We start from the raw sequence: 20,507 nt of genomic DNA, 5'->3' as shown, positions 1-20,507 counted from the left end.
GCTCGACCATCCGACAGATACCCGGACGGCGCAGGTCAGGGTTTGTTGGACATGGCGGCGATGAGGGAGTTGGGGCGCATGTCGAGCCAGTGGGATTCCACGTAGTGGAGACAGGAGGTTCGGGGGGCGGCGCCGAAGGCTACCGACCAGCCGCCGGGGACGGCGGCGAAGGTGGGCCAGAGGGAGTGTTCGCCTTCGGTGTTGACCAGGACGTAGAACTGGGCGTTGTCGTCGTCGAACGGGTTGGTCATGGGGTGGCCTTTCCGAGGAGGGTGCCGAGGTGGGCTAATGCTGCCGGGGTGCCTTCGATTTCGTGGTGGGCGAGCTCGCTCGTGCGGAACAGGCGGTCGCTGTGGCCGGTGCGGGCGGGCGGGAAGTGGGGGGTGAAGTCGGTGACGGTGACGCCGTAGGCGGCGATGAGGGCGGCTAACCGGGTGGGGTCGGGCGGTTCGGTGAGGACGACGGTCGCGCCGACTCGCAGGGGAAGCAGGTAGCCGTGCCAAGCGGTGGCGTCGCCGGTATGGGATTGGTGCAGATAGACATCGCGAGTGGTGAGGTGGTGGCGGGCCTGCATGGCGGTGACCCGGTGCACGGCGGCGGCATGGCTGATGGTGACGCTGTGCGTTGCGCCAGGGGGGAACAGCACGAAGGCGGGGTGCTGCGGCAGGATCGGGGCGCGATGTTCGCCGCGGGCGATGGGTTCGCTCGAATAGGTGGACAGAGATGCCCGATCGACCGTCACCGTCGGGATGTCGTAGGTGCCGAGGTGCTCGCGGGCGGCGATGGTCAGGGCCAGTGCCGGGTTGACGATCGGTGGGAGCCGGGGGTTCGCGGTGTCGATCGGTACCACGGTCCCACCGGCTTTGAGGACCGCGTACGCCGCGACCACGAACTCGATGGAACCTGGGACATCCACGAGCACAGCCGATTCCGGGCCGATGCCGAGCGCGGTCAGATGCCGGGCCAGCTGATTGGTGCGCCGGTCGAGGTCACCGTAGGTGATGATCGAGGTCGGGCCGTCGGTCGGCGCATGGACGACGGCCGGGTCGAAAGGGGTTGCGGCGGCTTGGGCTTCGAACTCGTCGAGCAGTAGTTCGTCGGCGAGACCGGTCGCGCGGGCGTAGGGCCCGTCATCGATGCGGCCGACGAATTCGATCTCGGCCGTCCAGGCGTCGCCCGGCGGCCTGCGGCGCACGAGGTCGCCGGTGGCGAACATGCGGTCGTCCACCGGGCCGATGGGGTTCGCGAGGAAGGTCGCCGCGGTGGCCTGTCTGCCGACGTATCCGCGCGCCAATTGCACACCGGAGACATAGAGTTCACCGATTTCGCCGTCGGCTACCGGGCACAGGTGCTCGTCGAGGATCAGCAGTTCGACATCGTCAGCGGCCGATCCGAACGGGACCACCTCCAGGTCGGCGCCGGTCACCTCGTGCGCGACGAACTCGCCCGCCGTCTCGGGCCTGCCGTAGACGTGCCACAGCGTCGCACCGCTCACCGCGCGCAGGGCGGCGGCGGTTTCCGCGAGCAGTGGCCCACCCGAGCCGAGCACCACGCGCAGCGAGTCCAGACGCTGCTCGGCATCGGGCAGTGCTGCCAGCTCGGCGAGCTCGGCATGATCGAAACATGCTGCGGTCACCTGCGTTTCGGCAATCGCGTCGGCGAGCACCGCCGACGGCGAGACCACCAGCGTGGCACCGGTTTGCAGCGCGAGCAGCATCTCCCCCACCGCGGCCTGGCCGGCCAGCGGTGCGTGCCAGAGCACCGAATCGCCGATACCGATACCGCAGAGTCGCTGGCGCCAGCTCGAATTGGCCTGCGCCGCGCGATGCCCGACGACGACGGCGGTCGCGGCAACGACATCGACGACCAGGTAGGCGGGGTTGTCCGCGCCCGGCCCCGGTAGCTCATCGGGGGTGACGTCGACCGTGGCGTCGGTGTGCACGACCGGGAACCCGGCGGGGTGCGGTGTTCCGTCGCTGGTGAGGATCAAGGCGGGCGCGGCCAGCGCGGCAGTGCGACGTTGCACGTCACCGGGGCCGGTGGGGTCGAGCAGCACGAACGCACCGCCGGCGGCGAGCACCGCGTGCACAGCGACCACCAATTCCACCGAACGCGGAAGCGACACCGCGACAGTGGTTTCGGGGCCGACACCGTGCTCGAGGAGCGCGGCGGCCAACGCATCGACTCGCTCGGCCAGTTCGCCGTAGGTGAGACCGATTTCGCCGTCGCGCACCGCGAGGATGTCGGGTTCGCGGTCGGCGTAGGTGGAGAAGGCGGCGAGCAGGGTCGCCGGGTCACGTGGTCGATCGCCGTCCAGGTCACGCAGGAGCGCGGCGAGGGTGGCAGCGGTCGTGACCGAATCCGTGTGCGACATCAGAGTTGTCCTTCCGAGTCGTCAACCGACGCTGTCCCGGCGATTACCGCGGCAGCATCGGTCACCAGTGTTTGCAGAGTCGAAGTGAGACCGGCCGCGCCGAGTGCGGCGAGCACGCCGGGCACGAGGCCGGCCAGCGCGACGTTCACCAACGCTTCAGGTTTCATCTTCGCGCCCATCGCCCTGCTCACCGCGGCGAGCTTGGCGTCGAGTGCTCCGTAAGAGATGGCGTGCTCGCCGTGGGTGAATGCCACGGTCGCCGGCGCGAGCCGAGCTGCCGAGCCGACGAGGCCCGGAAGATCGGCGATGGTGTAGGTGGTCGGGGTCTTTTGGGCATCGGTGCGCAGGTCGATCGCGCGCACCGCCACGGTGGGGTCGGCGGCGACGGTGGTGAGTACCTTGCGGAATCGCTCGGCCATGGTCTGGACCGTCGACGCGTCGAACAGGTCTGTGGCGTAGCCGAAGTGGATGTCGAGGCCGTCCAGCGCGCCGTCGTCGCGATAGCGCTGCAGGGCGGTGAGATGCAGGTCGAATTTGGCCTCGGTGAGCCCGGGGTCCAAGGTCTGGACGTGGAGGCCGGGGAGCTCGATACCGCCGGGCGGCATGTTCTGGAAGGTCAGCATCACCTGGAACAGCGGGGTGTAGGCGCCGGTACGGGTGCGACCCACGGCGTCGACCACCTGCTCGAACGGAACATCGGCATGGGACAGCGCGGCCAGATCGCGGCGCTTCGCCTGGGTGAGCAGGTCGGTGAACGGTGCGCGGGCGTCGACCTCGGTGCGCAGGGCGACGGTGTTGACGAACATGCCGACGAGGTCGTCGAGTTCGCGGGCGCCACGACCGGAGACCGGTGCGCCGATGGTGATGTCCGCGCTGCCGGATTGCTTGGCCAGCAGCACTGCCAGCGCGCTGTGGATCAGTGTGAACAGGGTGGTTCCGTTGGCGCGTGCCACGTCGTCGAGGCGGGTGGTGAGCGCGGAATCGATGTCGAATTCGATCGTCGCGCCGCGCATTTCACGACGGGCCGCGCGCGGGCGGTCTGTCGGCAACGCCAGTAGTTCGGGTGCGCCGGCGAGCTCGCGGGTCCAGTAGGCGAGCTGCTGGGTGAGCACACTGCCGGGGTCGGACTCGGAGCCGAGCAGGTCGCGCTGCCAGGCACTGAAATCGCCGTACTGGATCGTCAGTGGGGCCCAGCCCGGTTCGCGCCCCTGGCCGCGATCCACATAGGCGCGCACCAGGTCCCGGGTGAGCGGGTCGATCGAGTATCCATCCGCGCTGATGTGGTGCACCACGACGACGAGGACGTGATCGTTGTCGCCGAGGCGGTAGAGGGCGACCCGGATCGGGGGCGCGGCGGTGATGTCGAAGGGCTGCGCGACGAGCGCCGCGATCCGGGTTTCGACATCGGCGAGCGCCACCGGGAGGGGGGTGAGGTCGACGGCGGCGGACCAGGCGGGCATCACCTGCTGGATCGGGCCGTCGGTGGTGTCCGGGTAGCGGGTGCGCAGGGTGTCGTGGCGGGCCAGCAGGTCGGCGACGGCCGCCTGCAGGGCGGGTAGGTCGAGCTCGCCGGTCAGTCGGATGGCGGCCGGGATGTGGTAGGCCGAGGACTGTGGCGAGAGCTGGTGCAGCACCCACATGCGCTGCTGCGCGGGCGAGAGGACCGCGGGCCCTTCGCCGGTGCGCTTGGTCAGCGGGGGGCGGGCGATGGTGCGATCAGCGGTGGCGAGGTGCGCGGCCAGCGCGCCGACTGTCGGTGCGTCGAAGACCGCGGCCACGGCGACGTGGACGCCGAGCGCGGCGCCGAGGCGGGCAGCCAGGCGGGTTGCCATCAGCGAGTTGCCGCCGAGGGCGAAGAAGTCGTCGTCGAGTCCGGCGGCGGCGCAGCCGATCACCTCGGTGAACGTCTGGGCGACAAGCTGTTCGACCGCGGTGACCGGAGCGCGGAAGGCCGCTTCGGCGAACTGCGGTTCGGGCAGCGCCTTCCGGTCGACTTTGCCGTTGGCGTTGAGGGGCAGCGCGTCGAGCACCACCAGCGCCGCCGGAACCATGTAGGCGGGCAGGTCGGCGGCGAGCTCTCCGCGCAGCCGGGCGGCGATGGCGGGCTCGTCGCCCGGGGCCAGGTCCGCGACCGCCGCGTAGGCGATCAGGCGGGCACCCGCCCGCTCGTCGGTCGTGGCGATCGCGACTGCCGCCCGGACTTCGGCGCAGCGCAGCAGGGCTGTTTCGACCTCGCCGAGCTCGATGCGGAAGCCACCGATCTTGACCTGGAAGTCGGCGCGTTCGAGGTATTCGACCGTGCCGTCGGCGCGCCGACGGACGATGTCGCCGGTGCGATACATGCGCGAGCCGGTGTCGGCGAAGGGGTTCGCGACGAACCGGTCGGCGGTGAGGGCGTGGCGCCCGTGGTAGCCGCGGGCGAGCTGATCACCGGACAGATAGAGCTCGCCCGCGACGCCGATCGGGACGGGATGCAACCGGACGTCGAGAACGTAGAGCGCGCTGTTCCAGACGGGAGTACCGATCGGCACGACGTGCGACAGATCTTGCGCCACTTCGTATTCGGTGATCGAGACGGCTGCCTCGGTCGGCCCGTACAGGTTGTGCAGGGCCACGGTGGCGCCGACGGCACGGAACTCGGTGGCCGTCGCCGCGGGCAGGGCTTCACCGATCGCGAGGACGGCGCGCAACGAAACAGGCAGGGCGGGTGTCGCTTCGGTGGCCAGGAGCATGCCGACGAGCGAGGGAACGGCATGCAAGATCGTGACGCCGTGCCGGGTCATGGTGGCGCGCAGGCGATCCGGGTCGCGTTCGTCGCCGGGGCGGGTGACGATCAGGGCACCGCCGGAGGTGAGGGGCGACCAGAACTCCCAGACCGAGAGGTCGAAGGTGGCGGGTGTCTTCAGCAGCACCCGGTCGGCGGTGGTCATGGTGAAGCGCTCGCGCAGCCAGCCGAGCTGGTTGACGATCGCGGCGTGCGGAACGGTGACGCCCTTGGGCACGCCGGTGGAGCCGGAGGTGAAGATGATGTACGCGGGATGCTCGGGGCGCAGCGGGGCGATGCGCTCGGCATCGGTCACCGGCTCCGTCGAGAGTTCGCGCAGCGCGCGGTGGTCCAGCTCGAAGACCGGAACGTCCACGGCGATCGGCAGTCCGTCGGCGGCGGTGGTGAGCACGCACAGGGGCGCCGCGGTGGTGACGATGTAGGCGATACGGTCGGCCGGGTGGTCGGGGTCGATCGGCACGTACGCGCCGCCCGCCCGGACGACGGCGTGCATGGCGATGACGAGGTCGATGCCGCGGCGCATGGCCAGTACGACGGTGCGCTCCGGGCCGACTCCCTCGGCGATCAGGAGCCTGGCGACCTGGTTGACCTGTGCGTCGAAGGTGGCGTAATCCAGGGACTCGCCGGTTTCATCGTCTACCAGCGCGAGCGCGCCGGGGGTCAGGTCGCTCTGGCGCGCAACCAGTTCGGCGAGGGTGGTGGACTCGACGGGACGGGCGGTGTCGTTCCATGTTTCGAGCAGCAGCTCGCGGTCGGCACCGAGCATGTCGAGGTCACCGATGGCGGTCTCCGCCGCGCCGCTGACGGATGCGAGGATCCGGCACAGCTGACCGGCGAAGCGTTCGGCTGTTGCGGCGTCGAACAGCTCGGTGGCGTAGCCGAGGGCCATCTCGATTCCCGCCGGGGTGCCGTCCGCGGTGTAGTTGTCCAGGGCGAACAGATGCAGGTCGAACTGCGCGACACCGGCATCGAATTCGACAGCGGAGACGGACAGGCCGGGAAGTTCGAGCTGAGCGCGGTCGTGGTTCTGGAACGAGTAGCCGACCTGGAACAGCGGGTGTCGCGCGGTGGAGCGGGCGGGGTTGAGCACCTCGACCAACCGCTCGAACGGCACATCGGCGTGCGAGAACGCGGCGATGTCGGCGGCCCGCGCGGTGGCGAGCAGTTCGGTGAACGGGGCGTCGCTCACGACCTGGGTCCGCAAGACCAGGGTGTTGACGAACATGCCGATGACCTCGTCGAGCTCGGCTTCGCCACGGCCCGCGTTCGGGGTGCCGACGGCGATGTCGGCGGTACCGGAGATGCGGGCCAACAGGGCCGCGAACGCCGCGTGCACCACCATGAACAGGGTGGCGCCGTTGTCGCGCCCGAGCGCGGACAGCGCGGCGTGCAGGTCGGCGTCGACGGTGAAACTCACCTTGTCGCCGCGCAGGGTCTGGCGGGCGGGGCGGGGACGGTCGGTCGGCAGGGCCAGCTGGTCGGGAAGTCCGGCCAGCTGGGTCTGCCAGTAGCCGACCTGCTGGGCGGCGAGGGATTCCGGGTCGGCTTCGTCGCCGAGCAGGTCACGCTGCCACAGCGCGTAATCGGCGAATTGCACGGCGGGCGGCGCCCAGCCGGGGGCGGTGTCGGCGAGCCGGGCGGTATAGGCCCGCATGAGGTCGGCGACGAACGGGGCGATGGAGGAGCCGTCGGCGGCGATGTGGTGCAGGACGCCGGCCAGCACGAATTCGGTGTCGTCCACCCGGAACAGCCGCATGCGCACCGGGATCTCGGTGGTGACGTCGAAGGTGGTCTCGGCCAGTTCGCGAATCGCGGCCGGAAGCGCTGCCTCGCTGGTCGCCACCGGCGTGAGCGTGTCGCCCACGGCCGCTTCGGTGTTCACCGGTGGAGCCAGCGTCGGCATCGCTTCGGCGGCAGCGACGATCGACTGCGCGGGTGTGCCGTCGACCTCCGGGTACACGGTGCGCAGCGATTCGTGGCGGGCGACCACGTCGGCCATCGCGGCGCGCAGCGCGGTGACGTCGAGCGCCCCACTCAGGCGCAGCGCGAACGGGATGTTGTAGGCCACCGAGGCGCGGTCGAAGCGGTTGAGGAACCACATCCGCTGCTGGGCCGGGGACAGCGGGAGCAACTCGGGGCGAGCCCGGCCGACCAGCGCGGGGCGATCGACCTTCGACTGGGCGTCGATCGCGGCGGCCAGTTCGGCGACGCTCGGCGCCTCGAACAGCAGCCGGACACCCACGCGCCGGTCGAGCGCGGCGCCGATACGGGCCACGGCCTTTGCTGCCAGCAGCGAGCTGCCGCCGAGGGCGAAGAAGTCGTCGTCGGCGCCGATCGGCTGATCGTCGGCACGGCCGAGCACCTCGGTGTACACGGCGGCGATGATCTGCTCGGTGACAGTGGTCGGCCTGCGGTAGGTGGTGGTCTCGAAGACGGGGGCGGGCAGGGCCGCGCGATCGAGCTTGCCGTTGACCGTGAGCGGAATGCGCGCGACCGGCACGACAGCTGCCGGGAGCATGTGCTCGGGCAGGGTGTGTGCCAGCTCCTTGCGCAGGGCGGCGGTGTCGAGGTGGTCGGACTCCCCGACCACGTAGGCCACGATGCGCGGCTCGTCGACGAGGTCGGTCCGCACCAGCACGGCGACTTCGCGAGGTGCGATCGAGCTGTGCAGCAGCGCCGCTTCGATCTCGCCGAGCTCGACGCGGAAGCCACGGAGGTTGACCTGCTGGTCGGCGCGGCCGAGGTATTCGAGGTCGACGTGCGTGGCGCGCGACGACGCGAGCGCCCCCGTGGCGTCGTCGGCCACGACCGTCCAGCGGGCGAGGTCACCGGACCGGTAGGCGACGGATCCGGCAGGACCGTAGGGGTCGGCGACGAAGCGGCTCGCGGTCAGGTCGGGTCGACCCAGGTAGCCGCGCGCCAATTGCGGTCCGGAGACGTAGATTTCGCCGGGAACGCCGAGCGGGACGGGACGCAGGCGCGAATCCAGCACGCGCACTGTGAGTCCCGCGAGCGCACCGCCGATCACACTGGCCGAGCCGGTGTGCGGGGTGATCTCCCGGTAGGAGGCGTGGACGGTGGTCTCGGTGATGCCGTACATGTTCACCATGCGGGGCGAGTCCGGGTAGCGGGCGAACCAGCCGGCGAGGCGTTGCGGTTCGAGCGCCTCGCCACCGAAGATCACTGTGCGCAGGGCGTATTCGGTGGGTGCGGGCGCGGCCAGGTCGGCGGCGATGAGCTGGTAGAACGCGGACGGCGTCTGGTTGAGAACGGTGACGCGTTCGGTACGGAGCAGTTCGCGGAACTGTTCGGGCGAACGGGAGGTGAAGTAGTCGACGAGAACGATCGAGCCACCGTGGAGCAGCGCGCCCCACAGTTCCCACACCGAGAAGTCGAAGGCGTAGGAGTGGAACATCGTCCACACGTCGGACGGTCCGAAGCCGAAGCGCTGCGCGGTGTTGTCCAGCAGCGCGATGACATTCGTGTGCGGGACGACGACGCCCTTGGGGCGGCCGGTCGAGCCGGAGGTGTAGATGACGTAGGCGGCGTTGGCGGGAGCCAGCGGGCTACGCCGGTCCGCGTCGGTCAGGGCGTCGGTGCCGAAGTCGGACAGGTTGTCCGCGCCGGGATCGATGACCGGACCACCGAACCAGTCGTGCGCCAGGCCGGTGTCGTCGTTGGTGATCGCACACTGCGGGCGGGCATCGTCGAGGACGTATTCGATGCGATCGGCGGGGTAGTTGGGGTCGATCGGCAGGTAGCCCCCGCCTGCCTTCAGCACGGCGAGCAGAGCGACCGGCAGCTCCACCGACCGCGGCAGGGTCACCGCTACCAGCGATTCCGGGCCGACGCCCGCGGCGACGAGTCGGCGGGCGAGACGGTTGGACCAGGCGTCGAGCTCGCCGTAGGTCAGCGCGCGCTCGCCCGCTTTCACGGCGATGGCGGTGGGGTCGAGGGCGGCGACGCGGGCGAACCGGTCCACCATGGTGTCGGCGGCGGCCACCGATTCGCCGGTGGACGACCAATCGTGCAGGGTGCGCTGCTGTTCTTCGGCGCTGAGCAACTGGATGTCGCCCACCACGACGGTCGGGTCGGCGACGACGGCGGCCAGCACCTGAGTGAAGCGCCGGGCCAGCACGGCGACGCTGCCCTCGTCGAACAGATCGGTGGCGTAGGCGATCTCGATGGACATGCCGTTCGCGCGGCCGTCGATGTCGTCGGATTCGCCGAGGGTGAACTGCAGGTCGAACTTCGCCACGGCGGCGTCGAAATCGAGGGGTTCCACGCGCAGGTCCGCGGCTTCCAGCGCGGGGACGGTGAAGTTCTGTAGCGCCAGCGCCACCTGGAACAGCGGGTGCCGGTTGCGGGCTCGCGCCGGGTCGATGGCATCGACGACCTGCTCGAACGGGACGTCGGCGTGCGAGAGGGCGTCGAGGTCGCCGGCCCGGACGGCGTCGAGGGTCGTTTCGAATTCGGCGCGCGGGTCGATCTGGGTGCGCAGTACCAGGGTGTTGACGAACATGCCGATCAGCCCGTCGAGGGCGGCCTCGCCGCGGCCCGCGACCGGTGTGCCGATGGCGATGTCGCTGCCCCCGGACAGGCGGGCCAGCAGGACCGCGAGCGCTGCGTGCACCGTGCTGAACAGGGTGGCCTCGTGCTTGCGCGCGAGTTCGCGCAGTTCACTGTGCAGATCGGAGTCGATCTGGAAGCGGTGGACGGCGCCACGGAAGGTGGACTCGGCCGGGCGGGGACGGTCGGTGGGCAGGTCGAGCTGCTCGGGGAGACCGGCGAGACCATGGCGCCAGAACGCCAGTTGGGTGTGCGCGAGCGACGCGGGATCGGCTGTCTCGCCCAGGTTTTCGTGCTGCCAGAGGGCGTAGTCGGCGTACTGGACGGGCAGCGGCGTCCAGGTGGGGGTGGCGCCCGCGCGGCGCGCGGCGTAGGCGGCCATCAGATCCGCGGCCAGCGGGCCGAGCGAGAAACCGTCGGCGGCGATGTGGTGGACCACCAGGACCAGCACGTGGTCGGTGTTCAGCGCGAACAAGGCCGCGCGCAGCGGGATCTCGGCGGTGAGGTCGAATCGGACCGCGGCGCACGACAGCAGGCGTTCGGGCAGTTCCGTCTCGGTGATCGCCTCGGGCCGCAGAGTGATTGCGGTGGCGTCCGAGATCACCTGTTCGGCGCCCTCCGGCCCCTCCGGGTAGCTGGTTCGCAAGGTTTCGTGCCGGGCGACCACATCGGCGAGAGCCGCTTCGAGGGCAGCGAGGTCGAGGTCGCCGGTGAGCCGCAGCGCGACGGGGATGTTGTCGACAGCGTCGCCGATGCCGTCGACGTCGGCGAGGTAGCGGTTGAGAAACCACATCCGGCGCTGCGCCGCGGACAGCGGAATCCGCCGGGGCCGTTCCCGAGTGGTGAGTTCGAGCCGCCCGCCGGTGCCGCGCAGGACCGTGCACCGGTCGGCCAGATCGGCCACCGTCGGTGCGTCGAACAGCAGCCGGACCGGGATCTGGGTGTCGAGGGCGGCGCCGAGGCGGGCCGCGACCTGGGTGGCGTTGAGGGAGTTGCCGCCGAGGGCGAAGAAGTCGTCGTCGAGACCGACTTCGCGGTCGGCGGGGAAGCCGAGCACCGTGGCGAAGGTGGCCGCGACGATGCGCGCGACCTCGGTGGACGGCGCGCGGAAGACGGCCGCCTCGAAACTCGGTGCGGGCAGCGCCTTTCGATCGAGCTTGCCCGACGAGTTGAGCGGGAACTCGTCGAGAACGACGAAGGCCGCGGGGACCATGTAGGCGGGCAGGGTGCGGCTGAGCGTGGACTTCACCGCATCCACGTCGACATGCTGTGCGGCAACGAGATACGCGATCAGAGTCTCGTCGCGCACGATCACCGCGGCCTGGGTGATCTCGGGAACCCCGGAGAGCACGGCTTCGATCTCGCCGAGTTCGATGCGCAGACCACGCAGCTTCACCTGGAAGTCGGTGCGGCCCAGATACTCCAGCTCGCCGGCCGACGTCCAGGTGACGAGGTCACCGGTGCGATACATGCGCTCGGCGGTGGTGAACGGGTTGGCGACGAAGCGGTCGGCGGTGAGGTCGGCGCGGCCCGCGTAGCCGCGAGCGAGCTGGGCGCCCGCCAGATACAGCTCGCCGGGCACGCCGACGGGGACCGGGCGCAGGCGGCCGTCGAGGACGTAGACCTGGGTGTTGTGCACCGGCGCACCGATCGGCACGGTGACGGTATCGGCGTCGATCACCTCGTGGAAGGTCACGTCCACCGCCGCCTCGGTGGGGCCGTACAGGTTGTGCACAGCCGTCCCCGTGAGCCCGCGCAACAGCTGGGCGGGCGCGGGCGCCAGCGCCTCGCCGGAGGCGAACACCAGACGCAGCGATGCGCAGTCCCCGGCGGTCCGCGTGGTCGCCTCGTCGGCGTGCGCACTGTCGAGCACCGCGACGAAGACCGACAGCATCGACGGGACGAAGTGGGCGACGGTGATCCGCTCGTCAGTGATCAGCCGGATCAGATAGGCGGGGTCGCGGTGACCGTCCGGGCGGGCGAGCACGAGCCGGGCGCCGATCTGCAAGGGCCAGAAGAACTCCCAGACCGACACGTCGAAGGTGGCCGGGGTCTTCTGCAGCACGGCGTCGTCGGGGGTGAGCCGGTAGGCGTCCTGCATCCACACCAGACGGTTGACGATCGCGGCATGGGAGACGACGACGCCCTTGGGCGTGCCGGTGGAGCCCGAGGTGAAGATCAGGTAGGCGGCGTTGTCCCGGGTAAGCGTGGCCAGGCGGTCGGCGTCGGTGATCGGCTCGGCCGAGTAGTCGGTGGTGTCGACCTGCTCGAGATCGAGAACCGCGCAGTGATCGCCCGCCGCCTCCACCCCGGTGAGGTCGAGGTCGTCGCTGCGGCGGGTCAGTACACAGACCGGGTCGGCGGCAGCGATCACCTGGGCGATGCGCTCGGCGGGGTGATCCGGATCGAGGGGCACGTAGGCGCCACCGGCGGTGATGACGGCGTACATGGCGACGACCGAGTCGATCGAACGGCGCATGCCGATTGCCACGGTGCGGTCGGGGCGGACGCCGATCGAGATCAGCAGGCGGGCCAGGCGATTCACCGCGTCCGCGAACCCGGAATAGCTCAGCGACTCGTCCTCGAGGGTCACCGCGGTCGCGTTCGGGGTGCGCTCGGCCTGCGCCGCGAACAGCGAGGCCAGCGTCATGCGTTCGTCGACCGGGTACTCGGTGGCGTTCCAGGCGCCGAGCACGCTAATACGCTCGTCGGCGTCGAGGAGGTCGATGTCGCCGATCACCACGTCGGGATCGGCGGTCACCGTATCCAGCGTCCGCAGGAAGCGGGTGCCGAAATCTGTGATGGTCTGCGCGTCGAAGAGGTCGGTCGCGTACTCGAAGCGGGCGAGCAGGCCGTCGGTGGTCTCGCGCAGCGTGAGGTGCAGGTCGAATTTGGCTGTGTGGGTATCGATCTCGAGCTCCGTGGCGGTCAGGCCCGCGAGTTCGAGTTCGGTTCGGGAGTTGTTCTGGAAGTCGAGCATCACCTGGAACAGCGGGTGCCGGGCGGTCGATCGCTCGGGGTTGAGCATCTCCACGAGCCGGTCGAAGGTGACGTCGGCGTTGGCGAGGGCGCGCAGGTCGCTGTCGCGGACGGTGCCGAGCAGTTCGGCGAAGGTGGCGTCGGGGCGGATCCGGGTGCGCAGCACGAGCGTGTTGACGAACATGCCGACCAGGTCGTCGAGCGCCTGGTCGCCGCGACCGGCGACCGGGGTGCCGATCGAGATGTCCTGCTGACCCGACAGTTCGGCGAGGGTGGTGGCGAAGGCGGTGTGCAGCACCATGAACAGCGAGGCATTGGCTCGCGCACCGATGCCGCGCAGTCGGTCGACGATCTCGGCGGGCACCGTGAACGCTTGGCGCGCACCGCGTCCCGAGGCCACGGCCGGGCGCGGTCGATCACTCGGCAGCGAGAGCAGGTCGGGCAGGTCGGCCAGTTCCGTCGTCCAGAACGTGAGCTGTTGTGACAGTGCGGATTCGGCGTCGTCCTCGGCGCCGAGCGCATCGCGCTGCCAGAGGGCGAAGTCGGCGTACTGCACCGGAAGCGGCGTCCACTGGGGTGCTGCGGCGGCCAGGTGGGCGGCGTAGGCGACCATCACATCGCGGGTCAGCGGCGCGACCGACCAGCCGTCGGCGGCGATGTGGTGCAGCACGAGGACGAGGACGTGCTCGTCGGTGCCGGTGTGCAGCAGGTGCAGGCGGACCGGGGGTTCGGAGTCCACCGCGAACGGGACGGCGGCCAGCGCGCGGATCCGGTTGCCGAGGTCGACCGGGGCGATCGCGCGCGGTTCGAGGGTGATCGTCAGCTGGTCGGCGTCGAGCACCTGCTGGAACGGGATGCCGTCGACGGCGGGGTAGCGGGTCCGCAGCGCCTCGTGTCTGGCGAAGACCGCGGCGACGGCCGCGTTCATCGCGGCGTAGTCGATGACGCCGGTGAGGCGGATGGCGGCGGCGATATTGTCGGCGACCGATTCGGCGTCGAACTGGTTCAGGAACCACATGCGCTGCTGCGCGTAGGACAGCGGAATCCGTTGCGGCCGTTCGCCTGCCACCAGCGCGGGCCTCGGCGCGACCGCGTCCGCGGTGCCGAGCAGGGCGGCGAGCGCGGTGACGGTCGGCGCCTCGAACAGCGACTTCAGCGAGACCGTGCGGCCGAGCGCGGTGCCCAGCCGCGACACCACCTGGGTGGCGACGAGCGAGTTGCCGCCGAGGGCGAAGAAGTCGTCGTCGGCGCCGATCGGCGCGGCACCGAGCACCTCGGCGAAGACCTGGGCCACCACGGACTCGGTGCCTGCGGCGGGCGCGCGGAACGAACGCGCGGCGAACACCGGCTCCGGCAGGGCCTTGCGGTCGAGCTTGCCGTTGGGGGTGAGCGGCAGGGCATCGATCACCACGAACGCGGACGGCACCATATGCGCGGCGAGGGCGCCGCGCAGGGCGGCGGCGAGCGCATCGATCAGCTCGTCGGTCTCGACGGCGGGCACGACATAAGCGATGAGCTGATCGCCTCGGTGCGGGTCGGCGCGCACCAGCACCGCGGCCTGGCGAACCGAGGGCTGGGCGAGCAGGGCGGATTCGACTTCCCCGAGTTCGATGCGGAAACCCCGGAGTTTGACCTGGTCGTCGTTGCGGCCCAGGTAGTCGAGGGTGCCCTCCGGAGTCCAGCGGACCAGGTCTCCGGTGCGGTACATGCGCTCCGACGACGCCCACGGGCAGGCGACGAAGCGGGTCGCGGTGAGTGCGGCGCGGGAGCGATAGCCGCGCGCGAGCTGGGCACCCGCGACGTACAGCTCGCCCGCGACGCCGACAGGGACCGGCCGCAGCCGGGAGTCGAGGACCCACTGGGTGATGCCGCGCAGCGGCGTGCCGAGGGTCAGCGGGGAATCGGCGGTGAGCGGGGCGCTGATGTTGGTGGCGACCGTGGTCTCGGACGGGCCGTAGGCGTTCACGAACGCGCGGGGAACGGGTCCGGCGGTCCAGCGGGCGATCAGGTCGGGCGGGCAGGCTTCGCCGCCGACCATCACCATGCGAAGGGCGTCGAGCGGGGTGGGGTCGAGCACGGACAGACCGGACGGGGTCATCAGGGCGTGCGTGACGCGCTGTTCCGAAAGCAGCTGGGCCAGTTCAGCTCCCACGTGCCGCCCGGGCGGGGCGATCACCAGCGTCGCGGCGGAATTCACCGCGAGCAGCAATTCCATCACCGAGATGTCGAAGGACGGGGAGCCGACCTGGAGGACGCGGGCGTCGGCGGTGCCGAACATGCGCGCGGTTTCCTCGGCGGCGAAACCGGCGATACCCGCCTGGGTAACGAGCACGCCCTTGGGCAGGCCGGTCGAGCCGGAGGTGTAGATGACATAGGCGAGGTGCTGGGCGCGCAGGGGTCGCACGCGGTCGAAGTCGGTGACGGGATCGCTGGAACGCCCGGCGCATTCGGCCATCAGCTTCAGCTCGTCGAGGACCAGCCAATCGAGCGGGCCGGGCAGCGCGGACAGCGACTCGGACACTGTAAGACCTAGTCGGGCCCCGGAATCGGTCACCATATGGGTGATCCGATCGAGCGGGTAGCTCGGGTCGACGGGCAACCAGGCGGCACCGGACTTGGCGATCGCCCACACCGCGAGCACCGACTCGATGGAGCGGGGGATGCCGACGGCGATCACGTCGTCGGGGCCGGCGCCGCTGTCGATGAGGACCCTGGCCAGGCGTGACGACGCCCGGTCGAGTTCGCGGTAGGTGAGGGTGCGGTCGCCGTCGGTGACGGCATCGCGATCCGGGTCGGCGGCGACCGCGCCGGCCAGGAGGTCGGGTAGCAGACCGGTGGCGGTGACCGGTGCGCCGCGCATGCCGGTGAGCTGGGAGTGTTCGGGCGCCGACAGCAGCGGTAGGTCGCCGACCGCGGTGTCCGGCGCGGCGACGGCCGCGGCGAGTAGCCGCACGAAACGCGCACCGAAGGTGTGCATCTCGGACGCGTCGAACAGGTCGGCGGCGTACAGGGTGACGGCGTCGATGCCTGCGGGTTCGCCTGCGGCACCGCGTCGTTCGGCGAGGGTGAGCTGTAGGTCGAACTTGGTGATGTCGAGCTCGATCTCGCGCACCGTCACCGGCGAGCCCGCCAGGTCGAAGGTGGTGTCGAGGACGGCCTGGAAGTTCAGCGCCACCTGGAACAGCGGGTGCCGGGACTGCGAGCGGGCCGGGTTGACCACGTCGACCAGGCGATCGAAGGGAACGGTGGCATGCGCGAAGGCGGCCAGGTCGGTTTCGCGGGTGTGCTCGAGCGCGGCGACGAAGCTCGCGGCGGGGTCGACCTCGGTGCGCAACACCAGGGTGTTGACGAACATGCCGATCAGGTCGTCGATGGCCCGGTCGCCGCGGCCCGCGACGCCGGTGCCGATGGCGATGTCGGTGGTGCCGGACAGACGGGCGAGGAGCACCGACAACGCGGTGTGCACAACCATGAACAGCGAGGCGCCTGCCCGCTGGGCCAGCCCGGCGAGCTGACGGTGCAGATCGGCGTCGATGGTGAAGGCGGTGCGGGCGCCGCGCATGCTCGGCTCGATCGGCCGCCGGCGACGCGAGGGCAGCTCGAGCTGGTCGGGCAGACCAGCCAGAGTCCGTTCCCAGAAAGCGATTTCGCGGGAGGCCAGCGACTGCGGATCGGTTTCGGCACCGAGGAGCTCGCGCTGCCAGAGGGCGTAGTCGGCGTACTGCACACTCAGCGGCGACCAGCCGGGCGCGACGCCGTCGGTGGCGGCGCGGTACGCGGTGAGCACATCGCGGACGAGCACCTGCAGCGAAACACCGTCTGCCGCAATATGATGCAGCACGACAGCGAGGACACACTCCTGCGCCGCGACGCTCGGTGGCCGTGGTGCCGAGTTGTCCACAGTTGTGTCGGGGGCCGGAACAACGAAGATGCCCGCACGCACCGGTGCTTCACGTTCGAGGTCGAACCCGGTACGCGCGAAGCGGGTCAGCTCCGCGTCGAGGTCGGCGGCTTGCACTTCGACGGGGTCACCGAGACGGACCAGCCCGGCATCGCGGACGACCTGCTCGGCCACCTCACCACCGGGAGTGCCGACCGCGGGGAACACGGTCCGCAGCGCCTCGTGGCGGTCGACCACCGCGTGCAGGGCCGCGACCAGGGCGGGGAGATCGGCGGTGCCGCGCAGGCGGATGACGAACGGCATGTTGTAGCCGGGCGCCGAGGGATCGAAGCGGTTGAGGAACCAGATCCGTTGCTGTGCGGGCGACAGCGGGATCAGCGCCGGGCGGGGGCCCGCGGTGAGCACCGGGAGCTGGGCCGAGACGCCGGTGTCGTCGCGATCGGCGATGGCGGCGGCGAGGCGGGCCACGGTGGTCGCGCCGAACAGATCGCGCACGCCGAGGCGGCAGCCGAGGTCGGCGCCGAGGCGGGCCGCGACCTGGGTGGCGACCAGGCTGTTGCCGCCGAGGGCGAAGAAGTCGTCGTCGCGGCCGATGCGGTCGAGGCCGAGGACCTCGCCGAACACCCTGGCCACCGTCTGCTCCACCGGGCCGACCGGTTCGGCGTAGGTGACGACCGCGCGGGTGGGAGCGGGCAGGGCCTTGCGGTCCAGTTTGCCCGACGCGTTCACCGGAAGGGCCTCGAGCAGCACGAACGCCGCGGGCACCATGTAGGCGGGCAGCGCGCGCAGTGCGGTCTCGCGCAGATCGTCGATCGACACCGAGCCCGGCTCGGCCTCCACGACATAGGCGACCAACTGCTCGCCGACGCCCGCGTCGTCCCGGACCAGCACTACCGCGCGCGCCGCGGCGTCCACGCTCTCCAACACGGACTCGATCTCGCCGAGCTCGATGCGCAGCCCGCGCAGCTTCACCTGGAAGTCGGTGCGCCCCAGGTATTCCAGCTCGCCGTTGGTGGTCCAGCGGACCAGGTCACCGGTGCGGTACATCCGCTCACCCGGCAGTGGATGGGTGGCAGTGCTGCCGGAACCACCGTCGGGCAGCACACGCCCGGAGTCGGCGGCGACCACCGCGGGCGCGGCGACGAAACGTCCGGCGGTGAGCTCGGGACGTCCGACATAACCCCGGGCGAGCTGTACCCCCGACAGATACAGCTCACCCGGAGCCCCGACCGGAACGGGCCGCAGCCGTGAGTCGAGAACATGGAGCCGGGTGTTGAACACCGGCGCGCCGATCGGCACCGTGACCCGGTCGCTGTCGTTCACCTCGTGGAAGGTGACGTCGACGGCGGCCTCGGTCGGGCCGTAGAGATTGTGCAGGCGAGCGCCCGTCAGCAGCCGCAGCCGCTGGGCAGGCGCGGCGGGCAATGCCTCGCCGGAGGCGAAGACCAGCCGCAGCGAGGTGCGCTCGGCGATTTCCTGTTGGGCCAGGAACACTTCGAGCATCGAGGGCACGAAATGTGCGACAGTGACGCCGTATTCGCTGATCACGCGGCGCAGATAGCCGGGGTCCCGGTGGCCGTCCGGCTCGGCGAGCAGCAGCGTCGCACCGATCTGCAAGGGCCAGAAGAACTCCCACACCGAGACGTCGAAGGTCATCGGCGTCTTCTGCAACACCACGTCGACCCCGTGCAGGCGGTAGGTGTGCTGCATCCAGACGAGGCGGTTCACGATCGCGGCGTGCTCGACCGCGACGCCCTTGGGCAGACCGGTGGAGCCGGAGGTGAAGATGACGTAGGCGGGATGGCCGGGGCGCAGCGGCGCGGTGCGATCGGCATCGGTCAGCGGGGCGTCGTCGTAGTCGCTCAGATCGAGGGCGTCGACGGCCAGCACCGGCCGTCCGTCGACAGGTGCACTATCGCGGATGGTCGTGAGCACGGCCGCCGGTGCGGCGGTGGCGAGGATGTGGGCGATGCGCTCAGCCGGATGATCCGGGTCGATCGGCACGTAGGCCGCGCCGGCGGCGAGCACCGCGTACATCGCCACCACCAGTTCGGGCGAGCGCCGAATACTCAGCGCCACCAGCGATTCCGGCCCGATGCCGTCCGCGCGCAGCCGCCGGGCCAGCCGGTTGGCCCGCTGCGCCAGCTCACGATAGGTGAGGGTCGCGTCCGCCGAAGACACGACGGCGTTGTCCCGACCAGCGTCGGTGCGCGAGGACGTCGCCATCCGCACGGCCACGTCATCGGGGGTGCGCGCGACCTGGGCCTCGAACACGGCGGGCAGAGTCGCGACCGGCACCGAACGCTCGGCCAGCGCGGCGTCGATGTCGAATCGGGTGGAGTTCCAGATCCGGGTGCTGACCTGCAGCTCCAGCTCAGTCGCGACCTCGATCGCGCCGAGCGCGGTGTCGAGGTCGGTAGCGGCCAGCCGCTCGAGGAAGCCGAGGAAGCGGGCGTGGTGCCTGGCCAGGGTGTCGGCGTCGTAGAGATGCGGGTTGGCCTCGAAATCGACGTGCACCCGGTCGCGGTCGCCGTAGTAGACGTTGAGACTCAAGTCTTCGATCGGGCCGGTGGACAGCACCCGGTAGCGGCCGGTGGTGGTGCCGAGGGTGAGGTCACTGCGGAAGAGCATGAAGTTGGCGAGTGGGCCGAACAACGCGCGCCGGGCGGGGCGGCCGTCGTCCTCGGCGTCGCGGCGGATGTCCTCGGCCCGGTAGCGCTGATGACGCAGCGCACCCGCCACCTCGACCCGGGCCGCGCGCAGCAGTTCACCCCAGGTGGCGGGTGAGCCCGCCGCACCCGTGGGCAGTCGCAGCGGCACGATGTTGGACAGCATCCCCGCCGAGCGGCGCATGACCGCGGTGGTGCGAGCGGTGACGGGCAGGCTCAGTACCGCGTCCGGCCGGTCGGTGAGGCGGCCCAGGTAGGCGGCGAAGGCGGCCAGCAGTACCGCGGAGATGGTCGAATCATCGCTGGCGGCAATGGTTTCCAGGCGGTCGACCAGCTTTTCCGACAGGCGCCCGCCGGTCACCAGGTTGATCGCCGAACGCGGCGCGGTGCGGCCGTCGAGCGCGGTGGGGCTGTCCAGGCCCGCGATCCGCTGAGCCCAGTGCTCACGATCGCCGACGAAACGGGTGCTCTCGCGGTAGCGCTGTTCGCCCTCGACCAGCGCCGACAGCTCACCCGGCACCACCTCGCGCGCCGGGGTGTCGAGCATCCGCGCGGTGTACAGCTCGGCGATGCGCTGAGAGTTGGTGAACGCGCCGTACCCGTCGAGCACGATGTGGTGGCCGCGCAGGTACCAGAACCAGCGGGTCTCGCCGACGCGCAGCACCGCGCCCGCCACCAGCCGGTCGGTGAGCAGGTCGATGGGGGCGCCGAATTCCGCGCGCATCCATTCGTGCGCGGCGGCCACGGGGTCGTCGTGGTGGCGCAGGTCGATCAGCGGCAGCTCCTGCTCGACCGCGATGGTGTGGTCGACGTACTGGTGCGGGACACCGTCGAACTCGCCGATGCGCACCAGCGGTGAACCGTAGGCGTGCGCGGCCTCGGCCGTAACCTGCTGCAGCACAGCGGCATCGAGCTCGCCGTCGATATCGACGTACTGGGCGATGGTGATCGGGACATCGGGGTCGAGCAGCTGTGCGTACCAGACACCCAGCTGGGCCGGGGTCAGCGGAAACGGCAGACCGACGACCCGCGCTTCCTGTGGTCGCGCACTGAACCCACCCAACTCCGTACCGTGCACCAGAGCCTCCTCGTATCGCGAAAGAACAGCAGATCGAATGTTTTCGGGCAGCACGAATACACCTCGCGCAGCGAAAGATTCGATATGAACGCGGTGGGCGTGCCGCCACACTCGCGCAAGATCCCCGACAGATCATGTGGACGAGATCGACG

Annotated in this window: 3 protein-coding genes; all 3 read right to left on the bottom strand. The window is 70.5% G+C overall.

What is annotated here, in order from left to right; all coding sequences use genetic code 11:
- Nucleotides 1–35: 35 nt before the first annotated feature.
- From ACWDXS_RS25545 to ACWDXS_RS25535, 3 genes are read right to left on the bottom strand one after another with little or no spacing between them, the layout of a single operon-like run.
- Nucleotides 36–251 (bottom strand): MbtH family protein, encoded by a 216-nt coding sequence (locus tag ACWDXS_RS25545; RefSeq protein WP_056814159.1) that lies wholly within the window; start codon nt 249–251, stop codon nt 36–38.
- Nucleotides 248–2,374, bottom strand: coding sequence for an AMP-binding protein (locus ACWDXS_RS25540; protein ID WP_449969321.1), 2,127 nt, complete (start codon nt 2,372–2,374; stop codon nt 248–250). The genes ACWDXS_RS25545 and ACWDXS_RS25540 overlap by 4 nt, the downstream gene beginning before the upstream one ends.
- Complete coding sequence (locus ACWDXS_RS25535) at nt 2,374–20,355, bottom strand: non-ribosomal peptide synthase/polyketide synthase (RefSeq protein ID WP_449969318.1); 17,982 nt, start codon at nt 20,353–20,355, stop codon at nt 2,374–2,376. Before ACWDXS_RS25535 ends, ACWDXS_RS25540 begins: the two co-directional genes overlap by 1 nt.
- Nucleotides 20,356–20,507: the final 152 nt, after the last annotated feature.

This window comes from Nocardia sp. NPDC003183 (assembly GCF_053590715.1).
Note: the sequence above shows the minus strand (reverse complement) of the source record. Positions and strands in the feature narration are given on the sequence as shown.